Here is a 22,768-nt window from a genome sequence, read left to right on the forward strand (position 1 = left end):
ACGTGAAGGGCTCAGGTTCATGGCACTCGGCAGGCTCAGCAGACGGAATTTCATGGGCGGCGCGATCGGGGTGGCCGCGGCGGTCGGGACCACCACGGGATTCACGACCACCGCCCGCTCCTCCCTCTGGGAGGAGTACCTCGACGCCCCCTACACCCACCCCCAGATCCCCTACGTGGGCTCCGCAGGCGCCCACGGCGGCGCCGCCCGCCTCCCGCGCCCGCCCGTCGTCGCGAACGTCCTCGCCTACGGGGCCACCCCCGACGGCTCCACCGACTCCACCCCCGCCTTCGACCGCGCCCTCGCGGCGGCGGGCGAGCGGGGCGGCGGCAGCGTGCTCGTGCCGCCGGGGACGTACCGGATCGACGGCTACGTGCACATCGGCGACAGCGGCGTGGTGCTGCGCGGCGCCGGCTCCGGCCGTACGACCCTGAGGGCCACCCGCAGCCTCACCGAACTCCTCGGCCCCTACGGGTCCCGCTACGGCGGCACCAAGTCCGCCTGGTCCTGGGCCGGCGGCCTGATCTGGCTCTCGCCCCGGGCCCGGCACACCGCCCTCCTCGCCGCGATACGGGAGAAGGCCTGGCCCTTCGAGGGCTGGACCGGCAACCGGCGCGACGAGTGGACCACGCTGACCCCCGTACGCCCCGCCCGGCGCGGCGACCGCACCGTCACCGTCGACGACCCGGCCGCGCTGCGCCGCGGGCGGTTCGTGATCCTCCGGCTCGCCGACGACCCCGGGCACACCCTCCTGGAGCACATGGCGGGCGGCGGCCCCGGCCCCGAGGCGTACACCTGGGACGACAAGACCAAGCTGACGAGCTACGTCCCTTACGAGTGGCCCGTACGGATCACCCGGGTCGAGGGCCACCGGGTGCACCTGGAACGCCCGCTGCCGCTCGACGTCCGCCCCGAGTGGGACCCCCGGCTCATCTCCGGGATCACCCCGCTCACCGGCTCAGGGGTCACCGGCCTGACCCTGGAGGCGCCGCTCATCCCGCAGTCCCCGCACCTCCTCGACAAGGGCTTCAACGGCGTCACCTTCCAGTGCGCGTACGACTGCTGGGCCGAGGACGTGGTCGTCCGCCACGTCGACAACGGCTTCGGGCTCGTCGCCGCCTCCGCCTGCACCCTGCGCCGCACCGCCGTCGAGGGGCGCGGCGCCCACCACCCGTACTTCTGCCGCGAGGGCGCGCACGACAACCTCGTCGAGGACTTCCGGATCGGCGCCCGCAGCGTCCCCGCCGCGCCCGGAACCCAGCTGCACGGCATCAACGTCGAGGGCCTGTCCAGCCACAACGTGTGGTCGCGCGGGGTGATGGGGACGGGCACCTTCGACACCCACCGGGGCATGCCCTTCGCCAACGTGCGCACCGAGATCACCGTCGAGAACGACGGCCGGCACGGCGGCGACGCCTCCGCCGGGCCGCTCTACGGCGCCCGGTTCGCCCACTGGAACGTCACGGTGACCAACGGCCGGGCGGGGCTCGTGAAGCTGGACGGGATCGCCCCGTACAGCGCGACCGTCGGCATCAGCGAGGTGCGGGAGTTCGACCAGATCGACGTGCCCGACTTCGCGGGCGAGCTGCACGCGCGCCTGGAGGCGTACGGCGCGCCCGGCGCCGTACGCCCCCGGAACCTGTACGAGGCGCAGAGGCGGTTCAGGAGGAGCTGACCCTCTCCTCGGCGGAGGGCTTGGAGGCCTTGGAGGGCTTGGCGGTCGGCGCGGGCGCCGCCTCGTGGACCTCGTCCTCCTCGGCGTCGGCGAGGGCCGTCCGCAGCCGGGTCTGGTAGCCGAGGGCGGCGACGGCGCCGATCACGGCGCAGGAGATCCACAGCACGTCCGGGCCGGGCCCGTCCACGATCCAGCCGGCCAGGATCGGGGCGACGAAACCGGCCACCGCCCAGGACATGCCCATCACGCCCTGGTAGCGGCCGCGGGCGTGCTCGGGCGCGAGGCGGGCGGTGGCGGCGGCGTTCGTCGGGACGTGGATCATCTCGCCGATGGTCCAGACGACGACGGTCGCGGCGAAGGCGACGGAGCTGCCGGCCAGGGCGGTTGCGCCGGTGCCGAGGGCGAAGAGGAGGGAGGAGACGGACAGGAGGAGCACCGGCGAGCGCTTGTCGGTGACCTTGTTGACGAGCAGCTGGAAGCCGACGATGACGATGCCGTTGACGGCGATGACCGCGCCGTACGCCGAGGGCTTCAGGCCCTCGCCGGTCATGGTGAGCGGCAGACCGATCCAGGGCGCGGTGAAGACCAGGCAGACGAGCAGGTTGAGGGCCACCAGGGTGCGGAAGGGCGCGTCGCGCAGCACGGTGAGGACGCTGACCTTCTCCTCGGCGACGGCCTCGCCGGTGGTCGCGTCGAGTGCGGCGGCGGGCCGGGTCTCCGGCAGGCGGAGGAAGACGATCAGGGCGCAGAGCGCGGTCGCTGCGGCGTCGACGAGGAAGAGGGTGCGGTAGCCGAGGACGATCGCGGCGCCGCCACCGATGGCGGCGATGGCGAAGCCGAGGTTGAGCGCCCAGTAGTTGAGCGCGTAGGCGCGGCGCACCTCGTGGGCCGGGACCATGTCGGCGATGGCGGCATTGATGGACGGCCGGACGCCCTGCATGGCGACGCCCATGAGGAGGACGACGAGGGCGATGCCCCAGGCGCTGGTGACCAGCGCGAGCAGCACGGCGCAGGAGGCGGCCGCGAGGTGCATCGTGACCATGGTGGGGCGGCGGCCCCAGCGGTCGGTGAGCATGCCGCCGAGCGGGGAGCCGGCGACGCCGCCGAGGCCGTGCAGGGCGACGACGAGTCCGGCGAACCAGGCGGAGAGCCCGAGCTCCTGGGTGAGGTAGAGGGAGAGGAAGGTGAGGACGAAGGCGCCGGTCCGGTTGACGAGGGTCGACAGCCAGAGCCACCAGAACCCGCCCGGCAGTCCCGAGACGGTGGCGCGCGCTGATCGTCTGAGCGAATCGATGGACATGTGTGGCCCGGCCCCCTGTGAGTAAGTCCCGCTTGCAGCCCTCGTAACTTACGAATCTCATAGGCCGGACGCCAGTGAATTGACGGTGCGCGTCAATCGACGGGCGTCGTCTAGGCTCGGACACATGGCCGACGCACCGTACAAGCTGATCCTCCTCCGCCACGGCGAGAGCGAATGGAACGCGAAGAACCTGTTCACCGGCTGGGTGGACGTCAACCTCACCGAGAAGGGCGAGAAGGAGGCGGTCCGCGGCGGTGAGCTGCTGAAGGACGCCGGCCTGCTGCCCGACGTGCTGCACACCTCGCTGCAGAAGCGCGCCATCCGCACGGCGCAGCTCGCCCTCGAGTCCGCCGACCGCCACTGGATCCCGGTCCACCGCTCGTGGCGCCTGAACGAGCGCCACTACGGTGCGCTGCAGGGCAAGGACAAGGCGCAGACCCTCGCGGAGTTCGGCGAGGAGCAGTTCATGCTCTGGCGCCGCTCCTACGACACCCCGCCGCCGGCCCTCGCCGACGACGCCGAGTTCTCCCAGGCCGACGACGCCCGCTACGCGTCGATCCCGCCGGAGCTGCGTCCGCAGACCGAGTGCCTGAAGGACGTCGTGGAGCGCATGCTCCCGTACTGGTACGACGGCATCGTCCCCGACCTCCTCGCCGGCCGCACGGTCCTGATCGCCGCCCACGGCAACAGCCTGCGCGCCCTGGTCAAGCACCTCGACGGCATCTCGGACGCCGACATCGCGGGCCTCAACATCCCCACGGGCATCCCGCTGGCCTACGAGCTGGACGAGAACTTCAAGCCGCTGAAGCCGGGCGGCACGTACCTGGACCCGGACGCGGCGGCCGCGGCCATCGAGGCCGTGAAGAACCAGGGCAAGAAGAAGTAGGGATAGTGATCATGCCCCTGACCTGCGCTCACGGCGCAGATCAGGGGCATTTTCGCTCTCTGGGCCCACCCTGGGCCCTCAGCGCGGGGAATCGTCAGGCCTCAGGGCCCTGCCGAGTGCCTGCCGTGCACGGTCCCGGCTGCTCGGCATCAGGTGCGCGTACACCTTCAGCGTGAGCCCCGGGTCCGAGTGTCCCAGGTACTCGCTGACGGCCTTGATGCTCTCTCCGGCGTCCAGCAGCACCGAGGCATAGAAGTGCCTCAGTGCGTGCATCCCGTGCTCCCGCGCGGCGGCGTGCTCCCGACTCTTCGCGGTGGGGATGACGCCGACCTTGGCCAGCGCCGGCTTCCAGTGGTCCTCGTTCAGGGACGTGCGCCAGACGTGCCCGCCCAGCGGGCCGGTGAAGAGCAGACGCTTGGTCACCGGTGGACCGCCGGCGCGCATCCAGGGCAGCGTGATCTCCACCGGCGGGAAGAGCTTCATGTGGGCCTTGAGCGCGTCCGCCACGGGGTCGGGCAGGGGCACGTCCCGCAGCTTGCCGCCCTTCGGCGGGGCGAACACCGGCTGACTCAGACTCAGCTTGAGCTGCTGCACGACGTGCAGCGTGCCGTTGTCGAAGTCCAGCTCTTCGACGGACAGCCCGAGGATCTCGCCCTGCCGGAGACCGCATCCGGCGCCTACGTCCACCATGGGCTGGAACCGCTCGACCAGGGCGGCGCGCATGGCGAAGACTCGTTCCGGCAACCAGGGGACCACGCGCCGCGCGCCCATCTCCGGGAGCGTCACCGTGCGCGAGTTGCAGGGGTTCCGGGGCAGGCAGCCGTCCTCGACGGCCGCGCTCAGGATGGCTCGCACGTTGGAGAAGATGACGCGGGCGTACGAGCCGGACATGCCGGAAGCTTCGAGCTGCGTCACGAACTCGCGGATGTGGCTCGGCTGGAACGAGCCCAACGGGCGGGACCCGATCCGCGGGAAGGCGTGGAGCTTGAGCTGGGACTGCATCGACGCCTTGGTGTTCGGGTCGCCGCTCTGGCTCGCCAGCCACCTCTCCGCGAACTCCTGGAAGGTCGTCCGTGCCGCGCTCGGGTCGATGTACTGGCCCCGGGCCACGTCCGCGCTGATGCTGCTGAGCCACTGCTCGGCGAGGCGCTTCTGCCCGTCGGCGAAGGACTTGGACTTCCGCTTTCCGTCGGGCGCGAAGTAGCGGGCCCGGTAGCGCAGGCCGCTGCCGTGGCGGGCGGTCTTGGTGCGGATGATCCTGCCGTTGGCGTCGGTCTCGGTCTTGAACCAACGGTCTTGGATGCTGCCGGCCATGTGGGCTGGGTCCTCTCGGGTGGGTGGTGTGCCTGCCCTCAGGGAGGGAGGCAAGGGGGTGCCGTGGAGGCGACTACGGAGGGGTTCTGAGGGGGTTCGGGAGGGTGCCTCCCTGCCTCCCTGGCGGGGTGTTGCCCTGGTCAGGGCGAGGGAGGCGGGTCAGGGAGGCGGTCAGGGAGTTCTCCCTGCCTCCCTGACCGGATACGCTGCGCGCGGTTGTCGTCGTCTAGCGGCCGAGGACTCCGTACGCCGGTTCGCCCGGCTGCGGAACCCCGGGTTCGAATCCCGGGCGACAGCCGCAGGGCCGTTACGCGTCGAGGTCGTGGGCTTCCTGCTGCTGAACCCAGGCGTGGACGGCGGCGGGGGCGTAGCGGACGTGGCGGCCGACGCGGAAGCCGGGCGGGCCGGTGCGCTGCTTGCGCCAGCGGTAGACGGTTTCGATGGGGACGGAGAACATCGCGGCGATGTCCTCGGGGATGAGATAGCGGTCCGGGAGCCCGGCGCGCAGGGTCTCAAGCGGCTTGCTGGCCATGGGATTCGGTGACTCCTCGTGTCCGGTGCACGGAAGGTGGGAGTGGTGCCGGTGGCCGTCCTAGAGAGTTGGTGTATTTCAGCGTCCGCAGCGTCCCAGCGTCCGCACCGGCCCGTTGTCCCAGGTCAGATGGATTGAGGGCTGCGGACGCTAGTGCGGACGCTGACTCGTCAGGAAGAGCGGTCCGAGTAAGCACCAAGAGCTTGTGGCGGTGCCGGTCCCGGCTACGTTGCGTGTCGTCCACGGTGATGCCGACGGTCCGCAGGAGCGGGGCGATCCGCTTGACCTTCCCGCCGGCGCGGGTGGCGTCCTTGGGCCACGACGGTGGGCGCATGCCGCCCGGGGGTTGGACCTGTTCGAGGAGTTGGGCGGCGGTGCCGGTCCAGGTGCCGCACTGGTCGACCAGGGCGACGACGGCGGAGCCGAACGGGTCGCCCTCCAACGCGTCTCCGGCGACGTTTGCGGACGCGGCAAGGTAGTCGTCCAGGGTGTGCCAGTCCATGACCTGGTCGACGGCCGCGAGGACGCGGGAGAAGTCCGCCATGCGCGGCATCGAGTCGAGCTTCACGTTCGGCAGCACCGCCAGGACCGTGGCCAAGAGGTCGAAGAGCGAGCCGAGGACGGCCGGGCGTACCGTCTCGAACGCGGTCGCCAACTCCTCCTCGGTGCGGCGCCGCCCAGGGGCGATCAACTGGAGCTCCAGCATCAGCAGCCGCTCGGCCAGGTCACCGGCCAGCGCCCCGGCGTCGATCGTGGTCATCGCGAGGACACGGCGGAAGGTGAGGACCACCACGTCGTCGTCCGTGTACAGGGCCCGGTCCACGATGGCGTCGCCGGTGACGGCCTTGCACAGGGTGTCGGACAGCCATCCGGGGATGGCGGAGATGTTGTCCAGACAGAGTGCCCACGAGCTGTGGGCCTGTGTGCCCCAGGACTTGATGTCCCTCGGTGCGGAGCGCTTCGCCGCGGGGGTCGGGTCGACCAGGTTGACGGCCATCTGCGCGGTCGCGGACTTCCCCGTCCCCTGCTCGCCCTTGAACGTCAGCACCGGGTGAGGGATGTTCGGCATCCACGCGGCGATCAGCCACGCCACGAGCTGGCGGAACGCGGACTCATCCATGTTCAGCAGGCTGTGCAGCATGGACAGCCCGTCGCCCTCCAGGACCGGTGCGGGCATGGGAGCCATGGCGCCGGATCGGCGGAACAGCAGCGGCGAGCGGTCGACCACGTGCCAGCCGCCGGCCGACACGGCCACGGCGCGCCCGTCGGCGGTGCCAAGGTCGACCACGATCGTGCCGAGGTCATCCTGACCCACCCGCAGGTGGACCGGGACGGGGTCGTCGTCCTCCGCGATGCCCTCCAGCACGGTCATGGCGTCCGCGAGAGCGGACTGGGAGGCCACGTCCCCCTCGTACGTCTCCGCGTACAGCCGGGCGAGCCTCTGACGGACCCCGGAGCGGCCACGCAGCGGGAGAGCGATGTTCGGGCCGTCGATCGCCACCGCGTACGGCCGTCCGTCGGCCGAGACGACGAACCGGTACCGCTCCTTCGCGAGCTGGACCAGCCGCACGGCGGCCGACGGCTTCTTGCCCCCGTCGTCGGCGGCCGGCGGGCGCTTGTTCACGGTGGCCGATCCGGTGTTCATGGACGCCGGGTCGGTGCTCGCCGTCGACTGGTTGGGGTGGATCGGTCGGGTGGTGCCGTTCATGGCCTGGCTGGTCGTGTTCACGCGCTCACCCCTCGATCGGTCGACTGCTCACAGGCGTTCATCCGGGCCGATCGGCGAGCGTGCTCGATTCGACCGACCCGTACGCGGCGGTCGACCGGTCGGGCGCGTTCGCGCTGGTCGGATCCCAACTGCTCGGCCTGTGAACGGTCCTGAACGAGCCGGGCGAGCATCAACCAGTCGACCTGGTCGGGCCCGAGCTGGATCGGGTCGTCGGGGGTGGATCGGTCGGGTGCCGTGAACGCCTCTCCGGGCTGTTCAGGGGTCGATCGAACACCCGTGAACGTAAGGTCGGTCGACCAGACCAGGAGCAGCGCGATCGATAGGAACAGCCGGTCGGCCTTGGCCTTGTTGCACGGCTCGCAGGCGAGTACGAGCGAGTTCGCCGACCAGGTCCGGTAGAGCGAGATCGGCACGACGTGGTCCATCGTCGCTTCCCGCAGGTGGCGGAAGCGGCGCCAGCAGTAGGTGCACCGCCAGCCGTCACGGGCGGCGAGCTGTGCTTTGCGGGCGCGCCGGCGGGCGGTGTTCATCTGGGGGCGGGCGTGCAGGCTCACGCGTTCACCCCGGAGACGTCGACCAGGTCGAGCACCGTGCGCAGGGCGGCCGACAGGGAGCCGAGGTGCATGGCCATCGCGGTCGGGCTCGCGCTGCCGAGGTCGAGGTTCTCGACCCGGCTCAGCGCGTCCCGCGCGGCGGCCAGCAGCACCGGCGGCATCGGCACCACGGCGGGCGCCTGCCGCGTCTCCTGCGGACGCAGCGCGGGCCACAGGTCCCACACCGTCGTCCCCAGGATTCGGGCCAGGGCATAGCAGGCACGGGCGTACGGGCGGCGGCCCGGCTCGCCCCGAGCTGGGCCCTCTCTGGGCCCTCCGAGGGTGACCGGCGACGACCACCAGCGACCAACAACGACTGCTCGGCTGCAGGTCACTTGGGGCGCGTAGCCCCCTGACCAGGGGTGAAAAACGGGCCCTCCAGACCCAGGGCAAGAAGTAGTTCTTACTCGCGAAAGAGCCCCCGACCTGCCGGTGTCCGGCGGGGCGGGGGCTCTTCGTTTGTGGGCGATGCTCCTGTGGCGCCTGGGATGGGTGGGATCCGGGCGTTCGGGTCGCGTGACGGGAATGTCCCGGGTGTGCGACAGAGCGTGGCCGGATCTCGCGCCTGTGGGTGGTGCGTTGCTACGTTCCGGACCGGGATGCGGCTTCGGATGGCCGCCGTAGAAGAGGGGGAGTCCCGGAATGAACGTCACGCGCTTCAGATCCGCCGCCGTCGCGCTCGCCGCCGTCGCACTGACCGCCGCGCTCACGGGGTGTCAGAAGGACCACGCGGCGGCCCCCGCCCCGGCCGCTCCGACCACCTCGACCACCCCGACCAAGGCTCCGGCGCCCGCCCCGACCACGGACGCGCCCACCGCCGCACCCGCTTCCAAGCCCTCCTCCACGTCCGGCACCGAGAAGACGTCCAAGGGCACCAAGAAGGGGTCGGCGAAGGGGAGCACCTCCGGCAGCGCGAGCGGTGGCGGTACGGCGACGCCCGGCTGCGTGACCAGCGCGCCGAACCCCGACGCGTACGACCCTGACGAGTTCGCCCTTTACCGCATCGAGGAGCTTCCCGGAAGCACCGGCAAGGTCAACCTCGTCCTCCAGCACGGGGCCTGGGGCTGCGGCACCCCGGACAGCGACGGCGCGCCGTTCGTCGTCAGCGGCGAGGACAGCCGCTGGGCGCTCGACCAGGCGGCGTACGTCACCGCCACCAACCCCATCGTCACGAGCACCGAGAACCAGCGGATCGGTGTCCAGGAGCTCATCGACTGGGTGAACGCGCACCCGGACTCCGGTCTGGTGTTCCGTTACGAGGTGGGCGAGGACGGCGCGATCCACCGTCTGGACCAGGTGTTCATGCCGTAGGGCAACGCCGCCCGGCCTCGGACCGCCTGAAGCTGCGCTCGGTGGTCCTCCTCAGCCGCTGACCGCGGCGTCGGCCGCCGGCCGGAGGTCCCGACCCATGAGGACCTCGTCCCGGAGGTCCTCCGGGGCCGGGCCCAGGCGCAGGGCGTCGGGCCAGCGGCCGGTCTCGGTCCAGCCGAGGGAGCCGTAGAAGGCCTCCAGGCCCTCGCCGCCGCGGGCGGCGAGGCGGAGACGGGTGAGCGAGAGCTCGTCGCGGGCCACCCGGTGCAGCTCGCGCATCAGGGCCGTGCCCAGGCCGTGGCCGCGGAAGTCGGGGTGGGTCTGCAGATGGTGGACCGAGCCCCAGTGCGCGACCAGCGGGTTCGGGTCGTGACCGAGCACCACCCAGCCGGCGAGCCGCGGGCCGACCGTCGCGGTGATCAGGCGGTGTCCGTCCGGCGCGAGGCGCGCGATCAGCGCGTCCGCGACCGGGGCGACCTCCGCCTCCGCGACCGGCGGGAAGGGGAAACCGGCGGCGCCGCCCGCGTTGGTGACCGCGATCCAGCAGTCGATCAGCTGCCGGCGCAGCGCGGGGGACACGTCCTCGGGGGCGTTCGCCCGGGCGAGGACGGTACGGCGGAGGAGCGCGGGTACGGCGGACATACGCCCATCCTGGCGGCGCCCGCGAACAGCGCAAGGCATTGACGGAGGGCGGCGCCAGGCGCCTTCGTCGACATCCGGTGGAACGCCGAGGGGGCCCCGGCCGACCGGCGCGGCGGTCTGTGGCGGCTGAACATCGGCGCCGAGCACGGGCCCGGCGACTTCTACCGCCGGCTCGGCTTTCGCGAGACCGGCGAACTGGCCGGCGACCAGGCCGTCGGCGTACTCGACCTCGTATAGCGACCTCGTACAGCGACCTCGTACAGGGGCACGGGGCCCGCCGCGCGGCAGGCCCCACACCCGAGTCCTACGAGGAGCAGCCCCCGCACTGGCACGGCCCGCCGGACTGGCAGCCGCAGCCGCAGCCGGAGCCACAGCCGCAGGCGCCGAGGACGGGCAGGAACTCGGCGCCGCGCGGGGCCAGCGGCTCCTGCGGGGGGTCGGTGATCGGAGCGGTGTCGGCCATGGGGTCCCTCCCTGAGAGGCGTACCTCGCCTCCCCCCATTGCATGCCCACCGCTCAGGGCGCATCAACGGCGCACTGATGTGCGACCGCCTGGCCCCGAACCCCCCACGCGCCCCGCCGCGCCTTACGCGCCCTCGACCGGCACGTCCGACTGCTGCAGTTCGTCCGCGTGCTCGCCCGTCACCAGGTACACCACGCGCTTGGCCACCGACACCGCGTGGTCGGCGAACCGCTCGTAGTAGCGGCCGAGCAGCGTCACGTCCACGGCGGTCTCGATGCCGTGCTTCCAGCGGTCGTCCATCAGGTGCTGGAAGAGCGTGCGGTGCAGCAGGTCCATCTCGTCGTCGTCCTGCTCCAGCTGCATCGCCAGGTCGACGTCCTTGGTGATGATCACCTCGGCGGCCTTCGCCATCAGGCGCTGCGCCAGCTGACCCATCTCCAGGATCGTCGCGTGCAGGTCGTTCGGCACGGCCCGGTCCGGGAAACGCAGCCGGGTCAGCTTGGCCACGTGCTGGGCGAGGTCGCCCGAGCGCTCCAGGTCGGCGCTCATCCGCAGCGAGGTCACCACGATCCGCAGGTCCGTCGCCACCGGCTGCTGCCGGGCGAGCAGCGCGATCGCCCGCGCCTCCAGGTCGTGCTGGAGGTCGTCGACCTTCTGGTCCGCGGCGATGACGCTCTCCGCGAGCTTCAGGTCGGCGTCCAGCATGGCCGTGGTGGCGCGCCCGATCGCGGACCCGACCAGGCGGGCCATCTCGACCAGGCCCTCGCCGATCGAGTCAAGTTCCTCGTGGTACGCGTCCCGCATCGATGTCCCTCTCTGTTACGCCTCTGCTGTACACGCCTCTGCTGTGCGCCTGTACGCCGGTACGTCTGTAAGCCTGTAGGCCTGTCGGCCTGTGCGGATGCGACTCCGCGCATCGCATCTCACACGGTCGGCCCCCTACGCGTCGAGCACCAGCCCCTTGCGTGAATCACCCCTGTCACCCAGGTGAACTCTGGGCAACGGACGCCGCAGTCCCGATCAGGGCAAATGAACCCGGCCCGTCCCCTCGGTGAACTCTGGGCGACGACTGTTCGAGCAGCCACTCGGACGGCTGGGAGAGTGTCATTCGTCCCGCATAACCTGGATGGCATGGACGTGAACGCGGCGGTCGCCGCATTGGCCGCGATCGCCGGGGTGTGCACCGGCGTGATCGCCATGCTGGCATTCCGCTGGAGCGAGCGCGACCAGGCGCGACCCACCCGTACCACCCTGCACACCGACGCCGTGCTGCCGCCCGGCGTCGACACCGTGCTGTCCGTGCTGCGCTCCTCCGCGGTCGTCCTCGACGAGAGCGACTCGGTGGTCAAGGCCAGCTCGGCGGCGTACGCGCTCGGCCTGGTCCGCGGCGGGAAGCTGGCCGTGGAGCCCATGCTCAACATGGCCCGCGACACCCGCAGGGACGGGGAGATACGGCAGGTCGAGCTGGACCTGCCACGGCGCGGCACCGGACGCGGCGAGGCCCTCGCCGTCTCCGCCCGGGTCGCCCCGCTGGGGTCCCGGCTCGTGCTCCTGCTCGTCGAGGACCTGACGGAGGCGCGGCGCATCGAAGCGGTGCGGCGCGACTTCGTGGCGAACGTGAGCCACGAGCTGAAGACCCCGACCGGCGCGCTCTCCCTGCTCTCCGAGGCGGTCATGGACGCCTCGGACGACCCCGAGGCGGTCACCCGCTTCGCGGGCCGGATGCAGATCGAGGCCACCCGTCTCACCAACCTCGTGCAGGAGCTCATCGACCTCTCGCGGGTGCAGAACGACGACCCGCTGGAGGACTCCGAGCCGGTGCGGGTGGACGAGCTGGTCGCCGAGGCGATCGACCGTTCCCGCCACACCGCGTCCACCAAGCAGATCACCATGGCCTCAGGTGGCACGGCCGACCTGTCCGTCTGGGGCAGCCGGGGGCAGCTCGCCGCCGCCCTCGGCAACCTCGTGGAGAACGCCGTCAACTACTCGCCGGCCCGCACCCGGGTGGGCATCGCCGCCCGCCGGGTGGCGGCGCCCGGGGGCGACCTGATCGAGATAGCGGTGACCGACCAGGGCATCGGCATCTCGGAGAAGGACCGCGAGCGGATCTTCGAACGCTTCTACCGGGTCGACCCGGCCCGCTCCCGTGCCACCGGCGGTACGGGACTCGGCCTGGCCATCGTCAAGCACGTGGCCGCCTCCCACGGTGGCGAGGTCACCGTGTGGAGCACCGAGGGCCAGGGCTCGACCTTCACCCTGCGGCTCCCCGAGGCGGGCGCCGCGCGGAACCGCCGATCCGACGAGGACGGGCCCGACGCCGAAGGCGGCGGCGGGTTCGGCTCCGGCCACGGTGCCGCCTCCACCTCCCCCACCCCCGATCTCATGACCGAACCACTCCCCGCCCCGGAGGTCCTTCCGTGACCCGTGTGCTTGTCGTCGAGGATGAGGAATCCTTCAGCGACGCCCTGTCGTACATGCTCCGCAAGGAGGGCTTCGAGGTCGCCGTCGCGGCGACCGGGCCCGACGGCCTCGACGAGTTCGAGCGCAACGGAGCGGATCTCGTCCTCCTCGACCTGATGCTGCCGGGTCTGCCCGGTACGGAGGTGTGCCGCCAGCTGCGCAGCCGCTCCAACGTCCCGGTCATCATGGTGACCGCGAAGGACAGCGAGATCGACAAGGTCGTCGGCCTGGAAATAGGAGCCGACGACTACGTGACGAAGCCCTTCTCCTCGCGGGAGCTGGTCGCCCGCATCCGCGCGGTGCTGCGCCGCCGCGGCGAGCCGGAGGAGGTCACCCCCGCCGCCCTTGAGGCCGGCCCGGTCCGCATGGACGTCGACCGCCACGTGGTCACCGTCGCGGGCGGCAAGGTCGACCTGCCGCTGAAGGAGTTCGACCTCCTGGAGATGCTGCTCCGCAACGCGGGCCGCGTCCTCACCCGTATGCAGCTCATCGACCGCGTCTGGGGCGCGGACTACGTCGGCGACACGAAGACCCTCGACGTCCACGTGAAGCGCCTCCGCGCCAAGATCGAGCCGGACCCGGGTGCGCCGCGGTATCTGGTGACGGTGCGGGGCTTGGGCTACAAGTTCGAGCCGTAGAGCGAACCCGGCCCACGACCGCCGGGCGGAGACCGGCGCAGTGCGGGCAGGGGCTTGAGCCCGATCCGGGTGCGCCGCGGTATCTGGTGACGGTGCGGGGCCTCGGTTACAAGTTCGAGCCGTAGAGCGAACCCGTAGGTCGGCATACGTAAGGGGCGCCCCCTCCTCGGAGGGGGCGCCCCTTACGTATGTGCGTCGTACGACTCAGTGGCCGGCGGCCGCGTGGCTCGCCTCGCCCGTCGGGGTGGCTTCGCCGGTCGGCGTGGCCTCGCCCGTGGGGGTCGCCGTGCCGGTCGGGGTGGCCGTGGCGGTGGCGCTCGCGGTCGGGGTGGTGGCCGGGGCCTTCGGGAGCTCGGACGGACCGTACTCCTTGAAGTAGCTGTACGCCGGGACGACGAGGGCGCGGAGCGCCACGTCGCCGGTCTGGCTCAGCTTGAAGACGACCGCCTGCGAGTCGCCGTTCTTGGCCTCGCGCAGGCCGCCCTCGATCACGGCGGACGCGTTGCCCTTGCCGCCGATGACGACGGAGCCGCCGGCGGGGACGACGATCGGGCCGTCGCCCTCGGCCGCCTTGAGCTTCACGGTGCCGACGGCGCCCGGCAGGGTGATCGAGTCGATGGTCTGGCGGGTCTGGCCGTTGTTGAAGACGGTGGCGGAGACGACCGCCGGGCCCACCACGCCCGGGTCGGGCTGGGTGATCACGAGCGCGTTCTGGATCTTGACGTCGTCCACCGTGACGGCGACGTTGTCCGGCTTCACGCCGAGCGTCTGTGCGTCGTTGCCCGCACCACAGGCGGACAGGGCGGCGATCGAGATCACGACGGCGGTGGCGGCGAGGGCGCCGCGTCGAAGGCTGCGGCTCACGGCGGCGGCAACTCCTAGGACGTACGGACAGGCTTAGGAACAGGAACGGCTAAAGGTGTGTCAGCGCGCTTAGGTTACCGAGCCGCACTCTCCGTCCCGCACCCGACCCGCCCCCTACGTACAGGTGCGTCCCCCCGACGTCCCCCCGACGCCCCGCCGCTGCCCCGACCGCCGCCCCGACCGGCACCCCGAGGCCGGTCCGCCGCCCCCCGCTCGCCCCCTCTCCCGCCCCGCCCGCGCCCCCGCCCTCGCCCCACGTCGAGAACTCGCCGTCATGGCCGGAACACGACGCATTGGTGCGTCGTTCACATAAGTGTCGTGATCAATTCGGCCGCCGGCCGCGCATTACGCCATCGACGAGGAGTCGGCGACATTCGAGAAACCGCCGTTGATCAATTCGGGAATCCGTCCGTACGGGTGGCCGATCCTCGAACGGAGTACGTGAAGCGGGCCACATCCAACCCGGCAAACCGGGACATCACCCCTCCTCCCGGCCCCCTCCGAAGTCTGTGACGTGGACGTTTCGCTGCGTCGATGCAGCCGCTCCGACCTGCGAATACCGCCTTCCGGAAGGCCGCCGCAGCATGCGGGCGACACACTTGTCAAGCCCCGAGATATGCCCTGACCTGCGAAAACGCCATTCAGAAGAAGCCGTATCCGTGTTACCCTGGATAGCCACGGAAGGGGTACCTGTCACATGACGTTCAAGGTTGGCGACACCGTGGTCTATCCCCATCACGGGGCCGCGCTGATCGAGGCCATCGAAACTCGCCAGATCAAAGGCGTGGACAAGACCTACTTGGTGCTCAAGGTCGCGCAGGGCGACCTGACGGTTCGTGTGCCGGCGGACAATGCGGAGTTCGTCGGTGTTCGCGACGTGGTCGGTCAGGACGGGCTGGACCGGGTCTTCGAGGTGCTGCGTGCGCCGTACGCCGAAGAGCCGACGAACTGGTCCCGTCGCTACAAGGCAAACCTGGAGAAGCTCGCCTCCGGCGACGTCATCAAGGTCGCCGAAGTGGTGCGCGACCTGTGGCGTCGTGAGCGCGAGCGCGGTCTCTCCGCCGGTGAGAAGCGCATGCTCGCCAAGGCTCGTCAGATCCTGGTGAGCGAGCTGGCCCTCGCGGAGAACACCAACGAGGACAAGGCCGAGGCGCTCCTCGACGAGGTGCTCGCGTCCTGACGCCGGCTCCTGTCGCCTGAAGCAGCTTGACGCCTGGCGCACCACCCGCCATGCCCAGCAAGCGCAGCATCAATGCCGCGGTGCCCGTCGGCGCGCTGTGAATCCCATCGATTCCACAGTGCCGTCGCCGGGCACTGCGGCATGTTCATATCCCTGTTCTTCTCTTTCTCTCCCGACCGACCGACCGACGACCGACAACCCATCCCCAGCGGCTCTCGCATGGCGACGCCCCGACCGTCGTCACGGAAGGGCCCGGTCGAGGCGTCGCAGCAAGCCCGCTGACGCCATACCCACGACGCCCTCGGAAACAAACCTGCCGGAGTGCAACCGATGACAGACCAAGCGCGTCCTCCTCGCACCGCCGTGGTGATTCCCGCGGCCGGCCGGGGCGTGCGCCTCGGCCCGGGCGCCCCCAAGGCGCTGCGCGCGCTGAACGGCACCCCCATGCTCATCCACGCCGTCCGGGCGATGGCCGCCTCCCGCGCCGTCTCCCTCGTCGTCGTGGTCGCGCCGTCCGACGGCGCCGCCGAGGTGAAGAACCTCCTCGACGCCCACGCCCTGCCCGACCGCACCGACTACGTGGTCGTCCCCGGCGGCGAGACCCGCCAGGAGTCCGTCCACCTCGGCCTCAAGGCCGTGCCCGACGACTTCACCGTCGTCCTCGTCCACGACGCCGCGCGCCCGCTGGTGCCGGTCGACACCGTCGACGCGGTCATCGAGGCGGTACGGGACGGGGCCGTCGCCGTCGTCCCGGCGCTGCCCGTCGCCGACACCGTCAAGGAGGTCGAGCCGGCCGAGCGCCCGGGCGACCCCGAGCAGGTCGTCGCCACCCCGGTGCGCGCCCGCCTCCGCGCCGTACAGACCCCGCAGGGGTTCGACCGGGAGACCCTGGTCAACGCCCACGCCACCGTCGCCCTCATCGGCGACGGCGCCACCGACGACGCCGGCATGGTCGAGAAGCTCGGCGCGCCCGTGGTGGTCGTGCCCGGCCACGAAGAGGCCTTCAAGGTGACCCGCCCCCTCGACCTCGTCCTCGCCGAGGCCGTACTCGCCCGCAGGAGGGCCAACGATGGCTTCTGACCAGCCCCTGACGCCCCCGGTCCTCCCCCGGACCGGCATCGGCACCGACGTCCACGCCTTCGAGAAGGGCCGCGAGCTGTGGTGCGCGGGCCTCCTCTGGGAAGGCCCCGACAGCGACGGGTACGGGCTCGCCGGGCACTCCGACGGTGACGTCGCCGCCCACGCCGCCTGCGACGCGCTCTTCTCCGCCGCCGGCATCGGCGACCTCGGCGCCCACTTCGGCACCTCCCGCCCCGAGTGGTCCGGCGCCTCCGGCGTCACCCTGCTCGCCGAGGCCGCCCGGATCGTCCGCGCCGAGGGCTACGAGATCGGCAACATCGCCGTCCAGGTCGTCGGCGTCCGCCCCAAGATCGGCAAGCGCCGCGACGAGGCCCAGAAGGCGCTGGGCGAGGCGGCCGGCGCGCCCGTCTCCGTCTCCGGCACCACCACCGACGGCCTCGGCCTCACCGGCCGCGCCGAGGGCCTGGCCGCGCTCGCGACCGCGCTCGTGTACCCGGTGCGCTGATCCCCGTACCCCCTCCGCGGTACCCGTCCGAGGAAAAACGTGACCCGCGGTCCCCTAAGGGGTCGCGGGGCACTGCCCCCCGCCCACTACCCTGGGGGGGTGACTATTCGCCTGTACGACACCAGCGCCCGGCAGATCCGTGACTTCACCCCGATCAAGCCGGGCTGCGTCTCGATCTACCTGTGTGGCGCGACCGTGCAGGCCGCCCCGCACATCGGGCACATCCGCTCGGGCCTGAACTTCGACATCATGCGCCGCTGGTTCGAGTACCGCGGCTACGACGTCACGTTCGTCCGCAACGTCACCGACATCGACGACAAGATCATCACCAAGGGCGCCGAGCAGGGCCGCCCGTGGTGGTCCATCGGCTACGAGAACGAGCGCGCGTTCAACGACGGCTACAAGGCCCTCGGCTGCCTGCCGCCCACCTACGAGCCGCGCGCCACCGGCCACGTCACCGAGATGGTCGAGATGATGCGCGGCCTCATCGAGCGCGGCCACGCCTACGAGGCCGACGGCAGCGTCTACTTCGACGTGCGCTCCTTCCCGGGTTACCTGGAGCTGTCGAACCAGGACATCGACGACCTGCGCCAGCCCGCCGAGGAGGGCATCACCGGCAAGCGCGACCCGCGCGACTTCGCCATGTGGAAGGCCACCAAGCCGGGCGAGCCCGACTGGGAGACCCCGTGGGGCCGCGGCCGTCCCGGCTGGCACCTGGAGTGCTCGGCGATGGCCCACAAGTACCTGGGCTCCGCCTTCGACATCCACGGCGGCGGCCTCGACCTGATCTTCCCGCACCACGAGAACGAGATCGCCCAGGCCAAGGCCTTCGGCGACGAGTTCGCGCACTACTGGGTGCACAACGCCTGGGTCACCATGAGCGGCGAGAAGATGTCGAAGTCGCTGGGCAACAGCGTCCTCGTCTCCGAGATGGTGAAGAACTGGCGCCCGATCGTCCTGCGCTACTACCTGGGCACCCCGCACTACCGCTCGATGATCGAGTACAGCGAGGAGTCGCTGCGCGAGGCCGAGGCCGCGTTCGGCCGCATCGAGGGCTTCGTGCAGCGCGCCACCGAGAAGGCCGGAGCGCCCGTCGCCCCCGCCGCCGAGGTGCCGCCGGCCTTCGCCGAGGCCATGGACGACGACCTGGGCGTGCCGCACGCGCTCGCGATCATCCACACCACCGTCCGGCAGGGCAACAGCGCGCTTGCCGCCGACGACAAGGACGAGGCGATCGCCCGCCTCGCCGAGGTACGCGCCATGCTCGGCGTCCTCGGCCTGGACCCGCTCGACCCGCACTGGGCCGACGAGTCCGACCGCGGCGAGGAGCTGCACGGCGTCGTCGACACCCTCGTACGGCTCGTGCTCGACCAGCGCGAGGCGGCGCGGGCGCGCAAGGACTGGGCGACCGCGGACGCGATCCGCGACCAGCTGAACAGGTCCGGCCTGGCCATCGAGGACAGCCCGGACGGCCCGCGCTGGTCGGTCACCGGCCGCTAGCACCGAGGAGAGTGTGCCGTCCGGGGCTCCGGGCGGCACACTTCACTTACAGACACAGACTTACGCACGCAAACCGAGGAACAGGTAGCAGTCATGGCCGGGAACAGCCAGCGCAGGGGACGTCGCACGTCCAACAAGAAGGGCGCGACGGTCGGCAGCGGTGGCCAGCGGCGCAAGGGCCTCGAAGGCAAGGGTCCGACGCCCAAGGCCGAGAACCGCAAGGGCCACAAGGCGTACCGCGTCTCCAACGCGATGGCCCGGAACGCGGCCAAGCGCAAGCCCGTCGCCCGCCGTGGCGGCAAGGGCCAGTCCGAGATGGTCGTCGGCCGCAACCCGGTCTTCGAGGCGCTGCGCGACGGCGTGCCCGCCACCACGCTCTACGTGCAGCAGTTCATCGACAACGACGAGCGCGTGCGCGAGGCCCTGAACCTCGCCACCGGCCGCGGCAACATCAACATCATGGAGGCGCCGCGCCCCGAGCTGGACCGGATGACCAACGGCCTGAACCACCAGGGCCTCGTCCTCCAGGTCCCGCCGTACGAGTACGCGCACCCCGAGGACCTGGCCGAGGCGGCCTACGACGACCACGAGGACCCGCTGATCGTGGCCCTCGACGGCGTCACCGACCCGCGCAACCTCGGCGCCGTCGTCCGCTCCGTCTCCGCGTTCGGCGGCCACGGCGTGGTCGTGCCCGAGCGGCGCGCGGCCGGCATGACCGCGGGCGCCTGGAAGACCTCCGCCGGCACCGCAGCCCGCACGCCCGTGGCCCGCGCCACCAACCTGACCCGCTGCCTGGAGCAGTACCAGAAGGCCGGCCTCACGGTCGTCGGCCTGTCCGCGGACGGCGACACCGAGGTGCACGAGCTGGACGCGCTGTCCGGCCCGGTCGTCATCGTGGTCGGCTCCGAGGGCAAGGGCCTGTCCCGGCTCGTCGGCGAGACCTGCGACTTCCTCGTGCGCATCCCGATGCCGGGCGGCGCCGAGTCGCTGAACGCGGGTGTGGCCGCGGGCGTGGTGCTGTACGAGGCGGCGCGCCGCCGTATGGGCTGAGCCCGCAGGCGTACCTGTACTCGTACCCGTACCTGTACTCGTACCCGTACCTGTACTCGTACCCGTACCCCCCAAGAGGAGCTGACCCGAAAGGGTTAATCACCCCGGCCGTGATCTTGACGGGCCTCGGACATTTCGGGGCCGTCAAGGCAGTGTCCTAACCGCGCGTCACTCGGTTAGATGAGTGTGGACACCAGAACGCCCCGGCCGGGGTTCGACGATCAGCCCCCGCTGAGCATGGTCAAGGTGGATTCCGATCCCGCCCAGGTGATCGTGAACCACGCCAGCTTCCGTGTGCGGCTCGCGCCGGCCGGCCAGCCGAAGTTCGCCGCGAACCCCCGTATCGCCGCGCTCGCCGGAGCCGCCGGGATGACCGGTGTCGCCGCGGGTGGCGCCGCGGGCGCGGGCCGTCGCCGGCCCGTCGTCTGGAGCGGCAAGGCCGCCCCCGGCGCGACCGGGCTGCTGCAGGCCGTCCGCGACACCTCCGGCCCCGGCCGGCCGGGCGGCGTCTCCACCCTGGAGCCGACCACCCAGACCATCCCGCGCATCGACGACACGATGCCCACCCCGGTGGTCCCCCCGGCGCCCGCCGCCCCGCTGCTGCCGCCGATGCGGCGCGCGGAGGGGGCGTACGACGAGGTGTACGAGATCGGGCCCGACGGGTACGGGGACCAGGGCGCCGACCCGGACGCCCGCGGCGCCCACCGGCACGGCCCCGCGTGGACATCAGCCGCTGCCGCGGCGGGCGTCCGGCACGCCTACTACCCCGGCCGCCGGATGAACCTCGGAGTGGTCCTCCTCCCGCTCCGCGTCTTCCTCGGCTTCATCTCCATCTACGCGGGCATGGGCAAGCTCTGCGACCCCGTCTACTTCGACGGCGGCGAGCGCGGCTCCATGGTCAAGTGGCTGAACTCCCTGCACCCGTGGGCACTGGCCGAGCCGCTCCGCGACTTCGCGCTCCAGCACCCCGTCGGCGCCGGCCTCACCGTCGCCTTCCTCCAGGTCGTCGTCGGCGTCCTCACCGTCCTCGGCCTGTGGCAGCGTGTCGCCGCCGTGGTCGGCGGCCTGCTCTCCGCCGCCCTCCTGCTCACCGTCAGCTGGAAGACCGTCCCGGTCTACGACTCCGCCGACATCATCTACCTGGCCGCCTGGTCGCCGCTGATCATCGCCGGCGCCCCCGTCTACTCGGTCGACGGCCGCCTCGCCGGCGAGGCCTGGCGCACCCTCGGCCCGCGCTCCGAGCTGTGGGAGCTGCGCCGCCGGGTGCTGCGCCGCGGCACGATCGTCGCGGCCGTCGTCGTCGGTCTCACCCTGCTCATCGGCTCGATGCTGGGCGGCGCGGTCCGCTCCACGACCATGGTCACCGTGCCCGGGCCGAACGAGGACCCGGTCAACCACCTGCCCGGCGAGCCGCTGCCGGCGGAGCCGGGCACGAGCAGCCCGTCCCGCAAGGCCCCCAAGAGCCCGCGCCCCACGGCGACGAGCGGGGCGAGCGGCACGAAGGAGCCGACGAAGGAGGCCACGCCCTCGGAGTCGGCGCGTGAGACCACGCGCACCCAGGAGCGCACCCCGAGCGCCTCGACGAGCACCCGGAGCCCGAGCCAGACGCGTACGAGCTCGCCGAGCTCGTCGACCTCGGACTCCACCTCGGGCGGCACCAGCGGCACCCCGACGAGCGGCAGCACCACCGGCGGCACGTCGGACGGCGGCTCGACCTCGGGCGGGGCGCGGAACCCGATCGGCGGCCTGCTGGGCTGACGGAGCGGACGAGAGGGGCGGCACCACGAACACGTGGTGCCGCCCCTCTTCGTCGTACCGGCTTCGTCGTACGGCGGGAAAGCCGCGGGCTCAGGCCTGCGCGGCGAGCTCCCTGGCCGCCTCGGTGAGGTCCTTCGCGGTGTCGATGGCCCGCCAGTACGCCCCCTGGGGCAGCGGGAAGCCCGCCAGGCGCCGCTCACGGGCCAGACGGGGGAAGGTGGTGCGCTCGTGGTCGCCACGGTCCGGCAGGAGGCCGGTGAAGGCGGGGGAGAAGACGTACACGCCGGCGTTGATGAGGTACGGGGACGGCGGCGCCTCGATGAAGTCGGTGATGTGCCCGAAGGCGTCGGTCTCGACGGCGCCCCAGGGGATGCGCGGACGGGCCAGGGCGAGGGTCGCGGTGGCGTCGCGCTCGGCGTGGAACTCGGCCATCTCGCGCAGCGAGAAGCGGGTCCAGATGTCGCCGTTGGTGGCGTACCAGGGCCGGTCCGGCTCGGGCAGATGCGCGGCGGCGTACTTGAGGCCGCCGCCGCGGCCCAGCGGCTCGGACTCGACGACCGTGGTCACCTTCAGCGGCAGGTCGGCGGTCTCCAGCCACTCCTGGAGCACCTCGGCGAGATGGCCGCAGGAGACGACGGCGTCGGTGACTCCCTCGGCGGCGAGCCAGGACAGCTGATGGCCGATGATCGGGGTCCCGGTGCCCGGGATCTCGACCATCGGCTTGGGGCGGTCGTCGGTGTACGGGCGGAGCCGCGAGCCCTGGCCGCCCGCCAGGACCACGGCCTGCGTCGGGGAGGAGTTCATACCGGGAACGATATGCGGCCCGGGCCCCGATCAGCTCGCGTGCATGACGCCGTAGGCGAAGGAAGTGTCGCAGACCGGGCGGGAGAAGGTCTGGGCCTTGGTCGGGCCGTAGCGCTGGACGGCGGCGGTGCCGAGCGAGCGGGCGATGGACATGCAGTGCTTGGCGAGCGACGGGCGGTTCTCCACCTCGCGCTGCAGGTGGGTCAGGGCGACCGCGGGGTCCTTCTCCTGGAGCTCGGCGAGGAGCTTGTCGCGGAGAACGTCCTGCGGGGCACGGGACTTGGCCCGGGTGGAGACGTCCGTGGAGGACGCGGTCAGCATCTGGGTCCCGGAGCCCTGGCCGACCCACGGAACGGCGGACACCGCGAGCGTTCCGGAGAGCACCAGGACGACGGGCAGGACGAGGGCGAGAGATCGGCCGATACGGCGGGCAGTGTGCGTCACGCAGGTGAGCGTAGCGGCCGGTAATGACATGGCGACATTT

The 22,768-nt window shown here is 71.7% G+C and carries 23 protein-coding genes and 2 pseudogenes; 13 read left to right on the forward strand and 12 right to left on the reverse strand.

The window, feature by feature from the left end:
* Positions 1 to 19: 19 nt before the first annotated feature.
* Positions 20 to 1,675, forward strand: a complete 1,656-nt coding sequence (locus AB0M18_RS28075; RefSeq protein WP_365762761.1) for a glycosyl hydrolase family 28-related protein — start codon at positions 20 to 22, stop codon at positions 1,673 to 1,675.
* On the opposite strand, the gene AB0M18_RS28080 is transcribed toward AB0M18_RS28075, so the two are convergent.
* Positions 1,662 to 2,975, reverse strand: coding sequence for an MFS transporter (locus AB0M18_RS28080; protein ID WP_365762763.1), 1,314 nt, complete (start codon positions 2,973 to 2,975; stop codon positions 1,662 to 1,664). The genes AB0M18_RS28075 and AB0M18_RS28080 overlap by 14 nt on opposite strands.
* A gap of 124 nt (positions 2,976 to 3,099) precedes the next feature.
* On the opposite strand from AB0M18_RS28080, the gene AB0M18_RS28085 reads away from it, so the two are divergent.
* Complete coding sequence (locus tag AB0M18_RS28085) at positions 3,100 to 3,861, forward strand: phosphoglyceromutase (protein ID WP_365762765.1); 762 nt, start codon at positions 3,100 to 3,102, stop codon at positions 3,859 to 3,861.
* A gap of 78 nt (positions 3,862 to 3,939) precedes the next feature.
* Here AB0M18_RS28085 and AB0M18_RS28090 read toward each other — a convergent pair whose 3' ends face one another.
* The 5 genes from AB0M18_RS28090 to AB0M18_RS28110 form a co-directional block, all read right to left on the reverse strand.
* Positions 3,940 to 5,175, reverse strand: a complete 1,236-nt coding sequence (locus AB0M18_RS28090) for a tyrosine-type recombinase/integrase (protein ID WP_365762767.1) — start codon at positions 5,173 to 5,175, stop codon at positions 3,940 to 3,942.
* Positions 5,176 to 5,482: 307 nt separating this feature from the next.
* Positions 5,483 to 5,707: a helix-turn-helix domain-containing protein gene (locus AB0M18_RS28095; RefSeq protein ID WP_365762769.1), complete on the reverse strand. Its 225-nt coding sequence runs from the start codon at positions 5,705 to 5,707 to the stop codon at positions 5,483 to 5,485.
* Positions 5,688 to 7,436 (reverse strand): ATP-binding protein, encoded by a 1,749-nt coding sequence (locus AB0M18_RS28100; protein ID WP_365762771.1) that lies wholly within the window; start codon positions 7,434 to 7,436, stop codon positions 5,688 to 5,690. Before AB0M18_RS28100 ends, AB0M18_RS28095 begins: the two co-directional genes overlap by 20 nt.
* A complete protein-coding gene (locus AB0M18_RS28105) occupies positions 7,433 to 7,966 on the reverse strand; it encodes an HNH endonuclease signature motif containing protein (protein ID WP_365762773.1) in 534 nt (177 codons plus the stop codon). Before AB0M18_RS28105 ends, AB0M18_RS28100 begins: the two co-directional genes overlap by 4 nt.
* 20 nt (positions 7,967 to 7,986) lie before the next feature.
* Positions 7,987 to 8,214: a hypothetical protein gene (locus AB0M18_RS28110; RefSeq protein ID WP_365762775.1), complete on the reverse strand. Its 228-nt coding sequence runs from the start codon at positions 8,212 to 8,214 to the stop codon at positions 7,987 to 7,989.
* Between the two features lie 457 nt (positions 8,215 to 8,671).
* On the opposite strand from AB0M18_RS28110, the gene AB0M18_RS28115 reads away from it, so the two are divergent.
* The gene (locus AB0M18_RS28115) at positions 8,672 to 9,340 is read left to right on the forward strand and encodes a hypothetical protein (RefSeq protein WP_365762777.1); all 669 of its coding nucleotides are present in this window, start codon (positions 8,672 to 8,674) and stop codon (positions 9,338 to 9,340) included.
* A 51-nt stretch (positions 9,341 to 9,391) separates the two neighbouring features.
* Here AB0M18_RS28115 and AB0M18_RS28120 read toward each other — a convergent pair whose 3' ends face one another.
* Positions 9,392 to 9,982, reverse strand: a complete 591-nt coding sequence (locus AB0M18_RS28120; protein ID WP_365762779.1) for a GNAT family N-acetyltransferase — start codon at positions 9,980 to 9,982, stop codon at positions 9,392 to 9,394.
* A gap of 60 nt (positions 9,983 to 10,042) precedes the next feature.
* Between AB0M18_RS28120 and AB0M18_RS28125 the strand changes: the two are divergent.
* Positions 10,043 to 10,219: pseudogene (locus AB0M18_RS28125) on the forward strand (N-acetyltransferase); the annotation flags it as partial.
* 67 nt (positions 10,220 to 10,286) lie between these two features.
* On the opposite strand, the gene AB0M18_RS28130 reads toward AB0M18_RS28125, so the two are convergent.
* Positions 10,287 to 10,445, reverse strand: a complete 159-nt coding sequence (locus tag AB0M18_RS28130) for a hypothetical protein (protein WP_365762781.1) — start codon at positions 10,443 to 10,445, stop codon at positions 10,287 to 10,289.
* 123 nt (positions 10,446 to 10,568) lie between these two features.
* A complete protein-coding gene (phoU, locus tag AB0M18_RS28135) occupies positions 10,569 to 11,249 on the reverse strand; it encodes a phosphate signaling complex protein PhoU (RefSeq protein WP_365762783.1) in 681 nt (226 codons plus the stop codon).
* A gap of 327 nt (positions 11,250 to 11,576) precedes the next feature.
* Between phoU and AB0M18_RS28140 the strand changes: the two genes are divergently transcribed.
* The 3 genes and pseudogenes from AB0M18_RS28140 to AB0M18_RS28150 all read left to right on the forward strand — a co-directional run.
* Positions 11,577 to 12,866 (forward strand): ATP-binding protein, encoded by a 1,290-nt coding sequence (locus AB0M18_RS28140; protein ID WP_365762785.1) that lies wholly within the window; start codon positions 11,577 to 11,579, stop codon positions 12,864 to 12,866.
* The gene (locus AB0M18_RS28145) at positions 12,863 to 13,543 is read left to right on the forward strand and encodes a response regulator transcription factor (RefSeq protein ID WP_362522980.1); all 681 of its coding nucleotides are present in this window, start codon (positions 12,863 to 12,865) and stop codon (positions 13,541 to 13,543) included. The genes AB0M18_RS28140 and AB0M18_RS28145 overlap by 4 nt, the downstream gene beginning before the upstream one ends.
* A gap of 53 nt (positions 13,544 to 13,596) precedes the next feature.
* Positions 13,597 to 13,668, forward strand: a pseudogene (locus AB0M18_RS28150) (DNA-binding response regulator); the annotation flags it as partial.
* Between the two features lie 79 nt (positions 13,669 to 13,747).
* On the opposite strand, the gene AB0M18_RS28155 reads toward AB0M18_RS28150, so the two are convergent.
* On the reverse strand, positions 13,748 to 14,407 hold the full coding sequence (locus tag AB0M18_RS28155; RefSeq protein ID WP_365762787.1) for a DUF461 domain-containing protein: 660 nt from the start codon (positions 14,405 to 14,407) through the stop codon (positions 13,748 to 13,750).
* 697 nt (positions 14,408 to 15,104) lie between these two features.
* On the opposite strand from AB0M18_RS28155, the gene AB0M18_RS28160 reads away from it, so the two are divergent.
* The 6 genes from AB0M18_RS28160 (at position 15,105) to AB0M18_RS28185 (ending at position 21,480) form a co-directional block, all read left to right on the forward strand.
* The gene (locus AB0M18_RS28160) at positions 15,105 to 15,587 is read left to right on the forward strand and encodes a CarD family transcriptional regulator (protein ID WP_003953493.1); all 483 of its coding nucleotides are present in this window, start codon (positions 15,105 to 15,107) and stop codon (positions 15,585 to 15,587) included.
* A 330-nt stretch (positions 15,588 to 15,917) separates the two neighbouring features.
* Positions 15,918 to 16,667 (forward strand): 2-C-methyl-D-erythritol 4-phosphate cytidylyltransferase, encoded by a 750-nt coding sequence (gene ispD, locus AB0M18_RS28165; protein WP_365762790.1) that lies wholly within the window; start codon positions 15,918 to 15,920, stop codon positions 16,665 to 16,667.
* Positions 16,657 to 17,172, forward strand: coding sequence for a 2-C-methyl-D-erythritol 2,4-cyclodiphosphate synthase (gene ispF, locus AB0M18_RS28170; protein ID WP_365762792.1), 516 nt, complete (start codon positions 16,657 to 16,659; stop codon positions 17,170 to 17,172). Before ispD ends, ispF begins: the two co-directional genes overlap by 11 nt.
* A gap of 99 nt (positions 17,173 to 17,271) precedes the next feature.
* On the forward strand, positions 17,272 to 18,672 hold the full coding sequence (gene cysS / locus AB0M18_RS28175) for a cysteine--tRNA ligase (RefSeq protein WP_365762794.1): 1,401 nt from the start codon (positions 17,272 to 17,274) through the stop codon (positions 18,670 to 18,672).
* Positions 18,673 to 18,765: 93 nt separating this feature from the next.
* Positions 18,766 to 19,722: a 23S rRNA (guanosine(2251)-2'-O)-methyltransferase RlmB gene (gene rlmB, locus AB0M18_RS28180; protein ID WP_365762796.1), complete on the forward strand. Its 957-nt coding sequence runs from the start codon at positions 18,766 to 18,768 to the stop codon at positions 19,720 to 19,722.
* Positions 19,723 to 19,902: 180 nt separating this feature from the next.
* On the forward strand, positions 19,903 to 21,480 hold the full coding sequence (locus AB0M18_RS28185; protein WP_365762798.1) for a DoxX family membrane protein: 1,578 nt from the start codon (positions 19,903 to 19,905) through the stop codon (positions 21,478 to 21,480).
* Positions 21,481 to 21,570: 90 nt separating this feature from the next.
* Here AB0M18_RS28185 and AB0M18_RS28190 read toward each other — a convergent pair whose 3' ends face one another.
* Together AB0M18_RS28190 and AB0M18_RS28195 are read right to left on the reverse strand one after the other, a co-directional pair.
* The gene (locus tag AB0M18_RS28190; RefSeq protein WP_365762800.1) at positions 21,571 to 22,284 is read right to left on the reverse strand and encodes a nucleotidyltransferase family protein; all 714 of its coding nucleotides are present in this window, start codon (positions 22,282 to 22,284) and stop codon (positions 21,571 to 21,573) included.
* 30 nt (positions 22,285 to 22,314) lie between these two features.
* On the reverse strand, positions 22,315 to 22,728 hold the full coding sequence (locus tag AB0M18_RS28195; protein WP_365762802.1) for a hypothetical protein: 414 nt from the start codon (positions 22,726 to 22,728) through the stop codon (positions 22,315 to 22,317).
* Positions 22,729 to 22,768: the final 40 nt, after the last annotated feature.

Source organism: Streptomyces sp. NPDC051909 (assembly GCF_040681095.1).
Classification (GTDB): Bacteria; Actinomycetota; Actinomycetes; order Streptomycetales; family Streptomycetaceae; genus Streptomyces.

Coding starts and splice junctions, on each gene's coding strand:
- AB0M18_RS28120 (WP_365762779.1), bottom strand. CDS start 9,982: ATGTCCGCCGTACCCGCGCTCCTCCGCCGTACCGTCCTCGCCCGGGCG.
- AB0M18_RS28185 (WP_365762798.1), top strand. CDS start 19,903: ATGAGTGTGGACACCAGAACGCCCCGGCCGGGGTTCGACGATCAGCCC.
- AB0M18_RS28080 (WP_365762763.1), bottom strand. CDS start 2,975: ATGTCCATCGATTCGCTCAGACGATCAGCGCGCGCCACCGTCTCGGGA.
- AB0M18_RS28095 (WP_365762769.1), bottom strand. CDS start 5,707: ATGGCCAGCAAGCCGCTTGAGACCCTGCGCGCCGGGCTCCCGGACCGC.
- AB0M18_RS28105 (WP_365762773.1), bottom strand. CDS start 7,966: ATGAACACCGCCCGCCGGCGCGCCCGCAAAGCACAGCTCGCCGCCCGT.
- rlmB (WP_365762796.1), top strand. CDS start 18,766: ATGGCCGGGAACAGCCAGCGCAGGGGACGTCGCACGTCCAACAAGAAG.
- AB0M18_RS28190 (WP_365762800.1), bottom strand. CDS start 22,284: ATGAACTCCTCCCCGACGCAGGCCGTGGTCCTGGCGGGCGGCCAGGGC.
- AB0M18_RS28115 (WP_365762777.1), top strand. CDS start 8,672: ATGAACGTCACGCGCTTCAGATCCGCCGCCGTCGCGCTCGCCGCCGTC.
- ispF (WP_365762792.1), top strand. CDS start 16,657: ATGGCTTCTGACCAGCCCCTGACGCCCCCGGTCCTCCCCCGGACCGGC.
- AB0M18_RS28160 (WP_003953493.1), top strand. CDS start 15,105: ATGACGTTCAAGGTTGGCGACACCGTGGTCTATCCCCATCACGGGGCC.
- AB0M18_RS28075 (WP_365762761.1), top strand. CDS start 20: ATGGCACTCGGCAGGCTCAGCAGACGGAATTTCATGGGCGGCGCGATC.
- AB0M18_RS28090 (WP_365762767.1), bottom strand. CDS start 5,175: ATGGCCGGCAGCATCCAAGACCGTTGGTTCAAGACCGAGACCGACGCC.
- AB0M18_RS28085 (WP_365762765.1), top strand. CDS start 3,100: ATGGCCGACGCACCGTACAAGCTGATCCTCCTCCGCCACGGCGAGAGC.
- phoU (WP_365762783.1), bottom strand. CDS start 11,249: ATGCGGGACGCGTACCACGAGGAACTTGACTCGATCGGCGAGGGCCTG.
- AB0M18_RS28140 (WP_365762785.1), top strand. CDS start 11,577: ATGGACGTGAACGCGGCGGTCGCCGCATTGGCCGCGATCGCCGGGGTG.
- ispD (WP_365762790.1), top strand. CDS start 15,918: ATGACAGACCAAGCGCGTCCTCCTCGCACCGCCGTGGTGATTCCCGCG.
- AB0M18_RS28130 (WP_365762781.1), bottom strand. CDS start 10,445: ATGGCCGACACCGCTCCGATCACCGACCCCCCGCAGGAGCCGCTGGCC.